At 70.3% G+C, this 11,063-nt stretch carries 12 protein-coding genes; 2 read left to right on the forward strand and 10 right to left on the reverse strand.

What is annotated here, in order from left to right; all coding sequences use genetic code 11:
• Position 1: 1 nt before the first annotated feature.
• The gene (locus ACFQVD_RS15005; RefSeq protein ID WP_386274326.1) at positions 2-187 is read left to right on the forward strand and encodes a helix-turn-helix domain-containing protein; all 186 of its coding nucleotides are present in this window, start codon (positions 2-4) and stop codon (positions 185-187) included.
• A gap of 7 nt (positions 188-194) precedes the next feature.
• Here ACFQVD_RS15005 and ACFQVD_RS15010 read toward each other — a convergent pair whose 3' ends face one another.
• From ACFQVD_RS15010 to ACFQVD_RS15020, 3 genes are read right to left on the reverse strand one after another with little or no spacing between them, the layout of a single operon-like run.
• Positions 195-797, reverse strand: a complete 603-nt coding sequence (locus ACFQVD_RS15010) for an energy-coupling factor transporter transmembrane component T family protein (RefSeq protein ID WP_343982673.1) — start codon at positions 795-797, stop codon at positions 195-197.
• The gene (locus ACFQVD_RS15015; protein WP_343982670.1) at positions 797-1,471 is read right to left on the reverse strand and encodes an energy-coupling factor ABC transporter ATP-binding protein; all 675 of its coding nucleotides are present in this window, start codon (positions 1,469-1,471) and stop codon (positions 797-799) included. The genes ACFQVD_RS15010 and ACFQVD_RS15015 overlap by 1 nt, the downstream gene beginning before the upstream one ends.
• Before the next feature lie 16 nt (positions 1,472-1,487).
• Positions 1,488-2,063, reverse strand: coding sequence for a biotin transporter BioY (locus ACFQVD_RS15020; protein WP_343982667.1), 576 nt, complete (start codon positions 2,061-2,063; stop codon positions 1,488-1,490).
• Between the two features lie 293 nt (positions 2,064-2,356).
• Between ACFQVD_RS15020 and ACFQVD_RS15025 the strand changes: the two genes are divergently transcribed.
• The gene (locus ACFQVD_RS15025) at positions 2,357-2,569 is read left to right on the forward strand and encodes a hypothetical protein (protein WP_343982663.1); all 213 of its coding nucleotides are present in this window, start codon (positions 2,357-2,359) and stop codon (positions 2,567-2,569) included.
• Between the two features lie 119 nt (positions 2,570-2,688).
• Here ACFQVD_RS15025 and pcaF read toward each other — a convergent pair whose 3' ends face one another.
• The 7 genes from pcaF to ACFQVD_RS15060 form a co-directional block, all read right to left on the reverse strand.
• Complete coding sequence (gene pcaF / locus ACFQVD_RS15030) at positions 2,689-3,897, reverse strand: 3-oxoadipyl-CoA thiolase (protein ID WP_343982660.1); 1,209 nt, start codon at positions 3,895-3,897, stop codon at positions 2,689-2,691.
• A gap of 422 nt (positions 3,898-4,319) precedes the next feature.
• Positions 4,320-5,591: an extracellular catalytic domain type 1 short-chain-length polyhydroxyalkanoate depolymerase gene (locus ACFQVD_RS15035; RefSeq protein ID WP_343982657.1), complete on the reverse strand. Its 1,272-nt coding sequence runs from the start codon at positions 5,589-5,591 to the stop codon at positions 4,320-4,322.
• Between the two features lie 248 nt (positions 5,592-5,839).
• Entirely contained in the window at positions 5,840-6,421 is a 582-nt protein-coding gene (locus ACFQVD_RS15040; RefSeq protein WP_343982654.1) for a S26 family signal peptidase, read from the reverse strand.
• On the reverse strand, positions 6,418-8,307 hold the full coding sequence (locus ACFQVD_RS15045; RefSeq protein WP_343982651.1) for an ABC transporter ATP-binding protein: 1,890 nt from the start codon (positions 8,305-8,307) through the stop codon (positions 6,418-6,420). Before ACFQVD_RS15045 ends, ACFQVD_RS15040 begins: the two co-directional genes overlap by 4 nt.
• On the reverse strand, positions 8,304-8,924 hold the full coding sequence (locus ACFQVD_RS15050) for a TlpA disulfide reductase family protein (RefSeq protein WP_343982648.1): 621 nt from the start codon (positions 8,922-8,924) through the stop codon (positions 8,304-8,306). The genes ACFQVD_RS15045 and ACFQVD_RS15050 overlap by 4 nt, the downstream gene beginning before the upstream one ends.
• 13 nt (positions 8,925-8,937) lie before the next feature.
• Entirely contained in the window at positions 8,938-9,534 is a 597-nt protein-coding gene (locus ACFQVD_RS15055) for a MauE/DoxX family redox-associated membrane protein (protein ID WP_343982644.1), read from the reverse strand.
• A 656-nt stretch (positions 9,535-10,190) separates the two neighbouring features.
• Entirely contained in the window at positions 10,191-10,922 is a 732-nt protein-coding gene (locus ACFQVD_RS15060; RefSeq protein WP_343982641.1) for a 4'-phosphopantetheinyl transferase family protein, read from the reverse strand.
• Positions 10,923-11,063 lie beyond the last annotated feature (141 nt).

Consider the following 11,063-nt stretch of genomic DNA (forward strand, 5'->3'; position numbering starts at 1 on the left):
CCTGCGGATCTGCCTGCGTCTGGACGCCGGACAGCACATGACGGCCCGGGTTCTGCACGCGCACCGCGACAGCCTGCGATACCGGCTCGCCCAGATCGGCAAGCTGCTCCAAGCCGACCTGGAGCACCTTGGCACCCTGCTGATCCGCGACCTGGCGTACCGGACGTACGACCCGGTGGGCGGATGACGCCGGCTCAGCGATCGCCCTCGCCGCGTGCGGCGAGGGCCTCGCCCAGCTCGTCGGCGTGCCGCAGGGTACGGATCAGGAACGGCACCGCGAACGCGATGACCGAGCGCTGCGCCCCGCGGGCCCTCGCCGCCTCGCCCACCTCAGCGGCGATCTTGGACAGCACGGCCACCGACTGCAGGGTGAGCCCGACGAGCAGGCCGACCCGGTCCGGACGCACCCCGAACCGCCGCAGCGGCCGCAGCCCGCGCTCGACGGCGGACACCACGTCGTCGACCCTGGTGGTGATCGTGAACAGGTTCGCCGCGGTCAGCGCGGCCGCGATCCGCAGGCATACCAGCACGGCCGCGCCTGGGCCGAGCAGCCACCACTGCAGCGCGAACATGAACGCCACCAGCATCCCGAGTGTGCGGGCGAGACGCAGGCAGCGCCCGGGCGAGACCCGTGCCAGCGCGTATCCCAGGACCACGGCGGCGCAGATCCCGCCGAGCCAGGCGGGAGAGCGCAGGACGAACACCACCGCCGCGAGCCCGAGCAGGGCGAGGAGCTTCCAGCCGGCCGGTGTCCGGTGCAGCGGACTCGATCCCGGCTCGTACCATCCGCCCACCATCAGCCGACGAGCTTCCGGTAGTGGCGCAGCGCGGGTTCCGGCTCGTCGTCGGCCACCACGCGGCCCCCGTCGAGCACGATCACCCGGTCGAAGTCGCCGAGCAGGTCAAGATCATGGGTAACCAGCACCACCCGCTGCCTCAGCCTCGCGAGCAGGGCGCAGAACTGCCTCTTGTTCCGCAGGTCGAGCAGCGTCGTCGGCTCGTCACAGACGAGCACGTCGGGGTCGAGCACGAGCATCCCGCACAGCGCGAGCAACTGCTTCTGCCCGCCGGAGAGCTGGTGCGCGGGGTGGTCCGCGTAGCCGCCGAGCCCGTGTTCGGCCAGGATCTCGGCCGCCCGCGCGGCCCGCTCCCCGGCGGAGAGCCCGCTGCGCCGCAGGGAGAAGGCGACGTCCTCCCCCGCGGTCGGCATCACGATCTGGCTGTCCGGATTGGTGAAGACGAACCCGACGCGCCGCCGTACCTCACGACCCTTGCGACTCGGGTCGAGCCCGTCGACCAGCACCCGGCCCGTGCTCGGCAGCACCAGGCCGTTGATCATGCGGGCCAGGGTGGACTTGCCGGAACCGTTCGCGCCGACGAAGGCCACCCGCCGCTCGGACAGGCGGAGGTTCACCTCGGACAGCACGACCCGCTCGCCGTAGCCGTGCCCGACATTCTCGAACTCGATCACGGAGCCGTCTTCCACCTCATCCGGTCCGCGTCGCCGGTCTCGCCGACAGGCCCGGCAGGGCGCGATGCACCACGCCGGCGATCAGCGCGGCGGCCACCACCTTGACCAGATCACCCGGCACGAAGATCAGCGACTGCAGCGCGGCCGCCGGCAGGTCCCCGATGTACACGCCGAGGAAGGGGATGCCGATCAGGTAGTCGGCGGCCAGCCCTGCCGCGTTGGCCAGCAGCAGCACCGGCAGCCCGACGCGCCGGGCGCGCGACACGATCAGACCTGCGACCAGCGCCGACAGGACCCAGCCGATCAGGAATCCACTGCTCGGCACGGAGAACGAGGCGATACCACCCCGCCCGCCGGAGAGCAGCGGCAGGCCGATCGCGACCAGCCCGAGGAACAGCACGACGGACGCGGCGCCACGGCGTGCGCCCAGGATGCTGCCGGCCAGCAACGGGCCGGCGTTCTGGATCACGATGGGGACGCTCGAACCGCCGACGTAGATTCCGGGAAAGATCCCGAGCACCGCGATGAAGGCGGCGAAGACGACCGTACGGGCAAGATCGACGGTGGGCAGGGGGGAGCGGGACTCTGACACAGAGGACACGATATCCGCTGGTCATCCAACAGATACAGCGGTCCTTCCCCGGCCGGTCGCGGCGCCTCCTCCCAGCGGGAGGGCGCGTCCCTTCGGCCGTTCGCCGTGACGGGAGGTCCGCTGTGAAACGCCTGCCAAATGAATGTTTCATGCTCGCCGCACGCCTTTTCGAAGCTTTGGCAGGTCATCCCCGTACTGGAAGTCGGCGCTGGTGGCCGCCTACTTTCGGGCGGCCGCCGATGTGATACTTCCGGTGCCGGGAAACACACTTCGTTGATGCCTCAGGAGAATTGATGCGCAGAGTGCGAGCTTTACTCGTTTCGGTCTTCCTGGCCACCGGCCTGGCATTGTCGGTTGGTGTGCTGCCCGCGCAGGCCGCCACACTCAGGAACGTCTACTACTACGACTGGGACTGCCACCGGGTCGGGAACCTCGGCATCCAGGAGGGCTGGTGGACCTCCTACACCTGCACCCCTCAGAACGGCCTCTGGTTCCTCTACGCGTGACGCCTCCCCGGCACGCCCGCCCGCCGGCCGGCTGCCGGGAGCGGAGGACCCCGGACCCGGCGGTCGCTCCGGTGGCCGCCGGACCAGGACGCGACGTCCGATCCGGCGGCCACCGCGCGTCACGGGCGTGCGAGAAGGGTCGCGATCCCCTGCCCCACGCCGACGCACATCGTGGCGATGGCGTGCTCGTGTCCCTCGTCGGCCATGGTCATCGCGGCGCTCAGCGCCAGGCGGGCGCCGCTCATGCCGAGCGGGTGGCCGAGCGCGATCGCGCCGCCGTGCGGGTTGACGTGTTCGGCGTCGTCGGGCAGCCCGAGCCCGCGCAGCACCGCCAGGGACTGGGCGGCGAAGGCCTCGTTGAGCTCGATGGTCCCGACCCGGTCCAGGCCGACACCGGTCCGCTCGGTGAGCCGCCGCACCGCGGGTACCGGGCCGATGCCCATGACCCGCGGCTCCACGCCGACGCTCGTCGTCGCGACGATCCGCGCCAGAGGTTCCAGCCCGTGGCGGGACACCGCCCGCTCCGAGGCCAGGAGCAGGGCGGCGGCGCCGTCGTTGACCCCTGAGGAGTTGCCCGCGGTGACGGAGCCCCCCTCGAAGAGGGGCCGCAGCGCGGCGAGCCGCTCCAGCGAGGTCTCGCGGGGATGCTCGTCGTCGGCGACGATCACGGGGTCGCCCTTGCGCCGGGGCACCGGCACGGGGACGATCTCGCGCCCCAGACGTCCGCTCGCCTGTGCCTTCGCCGCCCGTTCCTGGGAGCGCAGCGCGAAGGCGTCCTGGTCCTCGCGGCTGATGCCGTGGTCGTCGGCGACGTTCTGCGCGGTGCGCGGCATGGCGTCCGTGCCGTACGTCCGCTGCATCTCGGGGTTGACGAAGCGCCAGCCGATCGTCGTGTCGTGGATCTCCGCGGTACGGCCGAAGGCGGTGGCCGCCTTCGGCTGCACGAACGGCGCCCGGCTCATGCTCTCCGTGCCGCCCGCGATGACGAGGTCGGCGTCGCCCGCGACGATGGCGCGGGCTCCATATGCCACGGCGTCTAGGCCGGACCCGCAGAGCCGGTTCACCGTCACCCCCGGCACGGCCACCGGCAGGCCGGCCAGCAGGGCGGCCATCCGGGCGACGTTGCGGTTGTCCTCCCCCGCCTGGTTGGCGCAGCCGAAGACGACCTCGTCGGTCGCCTCCCAGTCGACACCGCCGTACCGGGTGGTCAGCTCGCGGACGACATGGGCCGCGAGGTCGTCGGGGCGTACCTCGGCGAGGGCGCCGGCGTACCTGCCGACAGGGGTGCGGACCCCGGAGACGAGGTAGGCGGCGCGGGTGGCGCTCATCCGCGACCTCCGAAAGACCGCGCCCGGTCCTCCCCCTTGGTGACGAGCGGCGGTACGCCGGTCCCGTGAAGATCGGCCATCGGCTGTTCCTTCCGGATCGATTCCGCGCGACCCGTGCCGGTAGCGCCTGGCCTTGCCAAGATACTCAGGCACTCCGTGATCGATTCACCCGGCCTGTACCTAGCCGCACGGCGCTCCTGGCACGGGACCGCAGCGGCCCTTTGAGGGGAACGCCCCGGTGACGTGGACGGTCCTCACGGCATCGGGGCGTGCCGGCCTCAGCCGACGTGACAGGAGCGGGGCATCGACCGGGCGGATGTCACGTCGGGCGGTGGAACCCCGCGGGGGCCGCGACGACTGATCCAGGCCGTTCACCGGGCATTCGCCGACGGCGGTGCCCGGCGTCGGCGGCCCGCCGGATATCAGGTGGTGCAGTTCGTGCCGTTGAGGGTGAACGATGCCGGTACACCGGTGTTGCCGGTGTGGCCGGCCTGGAAGCCGAACGAGGTCGAACCACCCGCCGGGATGGCCGCGTTGTAGCTCATGTTCCTCGCGGTCACGGCGCCGCTCGCGGGCGTGATCGTGGCGTTCCACGCCGAGGTGACGGTCTGGCCCGAAGGAAGCGTGAAGCCCAGGGTCCAGCCGTTGATCGCGGAGCTGCCGGTGTTGGTGACGATCACCGAGGCCGTGAGGCCGGTGTTCCACGCGTTGGTGGTGTAGGCGACCCGGCAGGGCGCGGTTCCCGGGGTGGGGGTCGGCGTCGGAGTGGGGGTCGGGGTGGGGGTCGGGTTCGGCGAGGGCGTGCCGTCCAGGCCGAAGAACGAGACGACCATCGCGGCCTGGCCGCCCAGCGGCAGGTTGTGCCCCACCCCCTGGAGGCTGATGGCCTCGACGGCGGACCCGTACCGGGTGCGGGTCCAGGTCGGCTGGGGATTGTCGGTGGAGGTGGGGGTCTGGGAGAGGCCGTGGACGTTGGTCCACTGCTTGATCTCCTCGGTGAAGTTCGGGTAGCGCAGCGTCGTGTCCTCGGTGCCGTGCCAGACCTGCATCCTCGGGCGCGCCCCCGTGTAGCCCGGATAGGCACCGCGGACCAGGTCTCCCCACTGCTGCGGCGTCTTCGTCACCTGCCCGTTGGCGCAGGCGCTGTTCCACGTCGAGCCGTCGGTCGTGGCGAAGCAGCCGAACGGCACACCCATGAACGCCGCCCCGGCCTTGAACACGTCGGGGTAGTCGCCCAGCAGGACGTTGGTCATCATGCCGCCGGAGGAGGCGCCCGTGACGAACACCCGGCCGGTGTCGGCGTTGTAGCGGGACGTCACGTAGTTGACCATCGACACGATGCCGACGGGGTCGCTGTTGCCGTTGCGGGTGAGGGCTCCGGGCGAGTAGACGTCGAAGCAGGAGCCACTGCGGGTGGCCGACGGGTAGATGACGATGAAGCCGTACCGGTCGGCCAGCGACGCGAACTCGGTGCCGGAGTAGAACGCCGGCCCCGACCCGGTGCAGTAGTGCACGGCCACCAGGATCGCGGGACGCGCGGCGACGTTGTTCGGGACGTACAGGTGCATGCGAAGGTTGGTCGGGTTCGTGCCGAAGCCTGTCACCTCGACGAGCGAGGCGGCCCCGGCGGGCGGCGCCGTCATCAGGCCGACGGCGACGAGCAACGCCGCCACGATGCCCAGGAGTCGTTTCATCTGCTCTCCTCTTCTTGAAACCTTCTGAGCATCACAGAAATATTTCAACCATCAAGCGCCACTAAGATCACATCAAGCTGACCTGGAAGTGCGCAATCAGAGGAGTGAAAGTTTCGAAATACTTCACATCGGAATGGCCGTCAGAACGCGGTGGAGCCGCGCCGAGAGCGCGCCAGATAAGCTCACCGATCGCTTCGGACACGACGCCGCTCGTGGAGACCGGGGACTCGTGGTTCAACGGCGCGGGCTTAGAGACCGAGAGGCGGTGGGGGCACATCGGCCGGTCGGTGCCCGCGACCCTGGGCTACGCGCTGGGCGCTCCCGGGCGGAAGCGACAGCCGGCGCACGACGACACCCATCAGCCTGCCCGGCGCCACGTAGCCGGACTGCCGTGAGTCGTACGACCGTTTCGGATTGTCGCCGAGAACGACGAGGTGGCCGGCGGGAACGGTCGGCTCGGGAACGGAACGCAGCGCCGGGCACTCTCGCCGCGGCACGAGGTCGCCGGGAACCGCGATCGCCCGCTTGATCATCCATCGGGGAACATCGACGCGGACGGGATCCTCAGGCGACCCCCGGCCGCCCACCTCGGCTTCCAGCTCCTGCCGCGCGCGGTCAGGTAGCGCGGCGAAGACCACGACCTGGCCGGGCCGCACCGCGTGGACCGGGACCCGTCGGATCAGCACCCGCTCGCCGTCGCCGTAGGTGGGATGCATGCTCAGCCCGTTCACCGTGATCACTACGTAGCGACGGCGCAGCCACAGCAGCGTGGCGGCGGCGAGGAGCAGCGGACCGCACACCGCCACGACGGCGACCGGTCGGGCGCTCATCGCCGCTCCCCGCTGAGATCGGCGGAGTCCACCGGGGCCTCCCGCGCGGCGACGTAGCCGGCCGCCTGCAGGGCGAACATCCGGGCGTAGGCGCCGCCCGCGGCCATCAGTTCCGGGTGGTCGCCCTGTTCGACGATCTCCTCGCCGGAGATGACGACGATGAGATCGGCGTCCCGTACGGCGCCGAGCCGATGGGTGATGAGCACGCTGGTACGACCGGCTCGCACCTGCCGCAGCCTCGTGTGGACGTCGTGCTCGGCCTCGGCGTCCAGTCCGGCGCTGGGCTCGTCCAGAATCATCAGGTCCCGGTCTTCGCGCAGGAAGGCCCTGGCCAGCGCCACCCGCTGCCACTGCCCGCCCGACAACGTGACGCCGACCTGCGGGTCGTCGTCGATGGACGCGCTCGCGAACGTCCGGGTCAGCAGCGTGTCGTAGCCGTGCGGCAGCGCCGCGAGGGTGTGATGGACGCCGGCGTGGCGGGCCGCGCCCTCGATCCGGGAGGTGTCGCCGATCGCGCCCAGATCGCCCATCGCGATGTTGTCCGCGGCGCTGAAGTCGTACGCCATGAAGTCCTGGAAGACCGCGCCGACGCGCTCACGCAACTCGGTGACCGGCACCTCCCGGATGTCCACGCCGTCCCACCGGATCGTGCCCTTCGTCGGGTCGTAGAACCGGCACAGCAACTTGACCAGCGTGCTCTTACCGGCCCCGTTGCGGCCGACCAGCGCCACCGAGCGGCCGCACGGGATGTACAGGTCGATGCCGCGCAGCACCCAGGGGTGCTCGTCGCTGTAGCGGAACCACACGTCGCACAGCTCGATGCCGTGGCGCAGCGGCGGCAGACTCCGCGGTGCCACCGGCTCCGGGAGATCCGGGCAGGCCCCGACGATCGCGACGTAGTGATCGAAGAGCAGCAGTTGCCGATGAGTCATGGCGGTGGTGTGAACCAGGCCGCCCAGCGCGCTCTGCACACCGGCCGTCGCCGCGACGAAGACGGACACGTCGCCGACGGTGAACCCCTGGCGGCCCGCGACCACCAGGATCCAGATCAGCCCGCCACCGGAGATGAGCGCCGACGCCAGAGCCAGGACGCCCTGGGTGGCCAGCTCCCGCCGGTCCATGTCCCGGTGCGCGGCGTCGGCCGCCCGCAGCTGGTCGTTCATCCGGCCGCGCAGGTAGGGGCCGAGGCCGAACAGCCGGATCTCCTTGGCGGCGTCGACCGTCGTGAGCAGGTTGCCGTAGAAGAACCTCCACCGTTCTGCGGGTCCGATCCGCACCATCATCTCGGCCCGCCGCCGGGAGGCCCGGAGCTCGACGATCAGTGCGGGAAACGCGGCCGCCACGACGACCGCCGTGAACACCGGGCTGATCACCGCCAGGGAGCCGACGAATCCGGTGAGGGTGATCGCGTCGCGGCCCAGACCGAACACCGAGTTCACGATCTGCCCGGCCGAGTCGGCGCTCTGCTGCGCGAGCCGCAACCGGTCCAGGAAGGCCGGGTCCTCGAACCTGCCCAGGCCGGCGAACCCCTCCACGGCGGTGAACAGCTCGTCCTGGGCACGCAGTCCGACCCGCCGGTCCACCTCTCCCTGCAGATACCGGCCGAGTTGCGCGCTCACCGCGCCGATCACCCCGACGCAGGCCAGGCCGATCGCGAGACCGACCACGACGCCGACCGGTCCCGGGGAGACCAGGCGGTCGAGAACAATCTTGGTTGACCACGCCGCCACGATCGGGATGACTCCGCCTGCCACGGCGATCGCCGAGAAGCCCAGCATCTGGCCCGGCGCGGAACGCCACACCAGCCGCAGCGCCTTCGTCCCGCTGACCAGCAGTGCCCGTCGGCCAGGCCGGACACCGCCGGCGGCGGCCTGGCCGACGCTCACGGCTGCGCCGCGACCAGGAGCCGGTCCAGGTCGGATGTGACCGCCCGCACCACGCCCTCGGCGTCGACCAGGCAGAACGCCGGGAAGGCATGCACCGTGAAAGCCGTCGCCACAGGGTGCTCCTCGCCCTCCAGCACGACCCGGGCGACCGGTGCCAGCGCCTCGGCCATCTCCTTCGCCTCGACGCCCCCCGACTGTGTTCCCGCCGTTCCCGCCGTTCCCGCCGTTCCCGCCGTTCCCGCCGTTCCCGCCGGCTCCTTGGTCTCGTCGACGACGACCGCGAGGATCCGCTGCCGGTCGAGAGACCGTTCCCGGGCGAGCTCGACGAAGACCGGAACCTTCTCCCGGCACGGCCCGCAGCCGGGGCTGAAGAAGGCCACCACGGTCTCCCCGGCCAGCAGGTCGCGGGAGACCGGCTCGCCGTCAGTGGTCGTCGCGGCGAACTCACCGACCCGCTCCCCGAGCACCGGGAAGGGATCGTTGCTCCGGGAGTCACCCAGGAGTTTTTCCAGGTGCGCCGTGTGCTCCCGGAGCCGCCGGATGACTCCGAAGGTCAGCAGCAGATCCAGCAGGCACAGCATCCCCACCAGGACCACCGCGGCGGTGAGAAACGGCATCGTGTTCCCTTCTCTATGACCCCCGGCGCTCGTTGGCGGGGGTCACGAACAGATCGGCCAGGTCATCGAAGCGGACCACCAGCGCGGCGGCCACCAGCGCGGCGCCGACCGCGATGGCCACGCCTGCGGGGTGAACCCGCTCCCCACGCCCTTCGGCTGTGATCAGTCCGCCGAGTGCGACCACCAGCAACACCCCGTTGCGCACCAGATGCCGGCGAGAGAGCGGTGCCGATGACGGACCGAAACACCGGCATTCCGTACGGACACCGCGGCGCAGGGTCGCCACGATGGCTACGCTGAAGCAGAGGAGCAGGAGAGCCGCCACGCCGAACCCGGCACGGGCGGTCGACGGCAAGGCGACCAGCACGGTGATCGCCACCTCGGCGGCGACGACCATCATCCCTGCGGTCCTGGCTGCGGTGCCGCTCACCTGAGACGCCCGGACCGAGGTGGCGAGCAGCGTCCGCGTCGCCGCCAGGAACTCGCCGAACGCCTTGCGGCTGCGCAACTTACTCAACGCCGACAGCGCGAAGACGGCGATGATCAGGCAGGCGCAGCCGATGGAGAGGTAGTTCACCAAGGTCAGCAGCAGGCGTCCCAGTCGCTGCACCGCAGGCAGGTCCCACCGGACGTGCAGTCGGTGCAGCGGTAACACTTAACGCAGTTCTTGCAGCTGTAGTAATAGTTGTAAGCGCAGTTGCACGTACAGCTTCCGGCGGAAGCCTCCGCCTTGGGGACGAAGCGGGTGAGTAACCGGTCGCTGAGCCTCTCGATGACCGACAGCACAGGTCTCTCCTTCACACCTTCAGGTTGGATTTCGTCGGCAGGCTGGAGGGACTCGACGGGCGGCGGCCGCGAGTCCGATGGGCCGGAATGGCTTTGCGCCATCCTGTCAAGTCACCCGAAATGAAACACTAGGTCCGCAATATGGTTAAGGAGAGTACATATCGGGTTTCTGGACGATGTCACCATATTTTTACCCCTGTGGACTTTCGCGTCAAGAGGTATATTCTGTGACCGGATATTAGATTTTTGCTAGCCAATTCATGCCATTGATTCACTCCGTAATACGCCAGTATCATCCGAAACGCCCCCCGGGGTTTCGGCTACCTCCTGCCCACCGCCTTCGCACTGAACGGAACCGCCTGCACCACCCTCCGAGCCCGCCCCGGAGCCGGATCGGCCTGGAGCGCTTCGTTCGGAAGTGGTCGCGAGCTCACGGCCGGACGCCTTGCGATCCGCCGCCGACACCGGTGACCTCACCGGTCAGAAACGGATCCTTTGTCGCTCGGCGACTCCGCGCGAGGCAGGATCCCGGTCGTCCGAGGGAGCGGCCACGACCGCGACAGCCGTGATCACAAGACCCCTGCCCACCAGCCAGCGACCGGAGAACTCCGTCAACTCGACACCGTCGCTCAGCCTCGGTCCCTCGCCCAGCAGCCGGGCCTGGAAGCCGCCCCAGACCGGATCGAAGGTGATCGACGCCTCCGTGAAGTCGAGGCGTGGTTCCCGCAGCGGGGCCAGTGGGAACCACGCCTTGTAGACGGACTCCTTGGCGCTGAACAGCAGCCGGTCCCACCGCACCGACGGGTCGCGCCGCAACAGGTCCGTCACCCGGCGCAGCTCCTCGTCGACCGTGATGACCTCCAGGATGCCTGAGGGCAGCGGCTTGTTCGGCTCGGCGTCGATCCCCAGGGTCGCGACGTCGCCGGACCGGGCGACGGCGGCGGCACGGTATCCGGCGCAGTGGGTGATGCTGCCGACGACCCCCGAGGGCCAGACCGGTGCGCCCTTCGCTCCCGGCAGCACCGGCACCGGCGGGTATCCCAGATGGCCCAGGGCGTCGCGGGCGCACCAGCGCGCCGTGGTGAACTCGCGGCGGCGCTTCTCCACCGCCCCGCTGATCACTGCCTCCTCGGCGAGGAACAGGGCGCACGGCCGCGAATCGTCGAACGCCTCCGACGAGATGATCCCGCAGGGCAGCAGAGCCTCGATCATGGCGTGAGTTCGGAGGCCGGTACGGCCGGCCGTGCCGGACGGGAGGTTCCACCCCGATTCTCGGCGCAGGCGACCTGCAGGGCACTCACCGGCGCCTTCATGATCTGGCCGGCTTCCGCACGACCCGGAGCGGTGACGGGT

This window comes from Streptosporangium amethystogenes subsp. fukuiense (assembly GCF_042665875.1).
GTDB classification, from domain to species: Bacteria; Actinomycetota; Actinomycetes; order Streptosporangiales; family Streptosporangiaceae; genus Streptosporangium; species Streptosporangium fukuiense.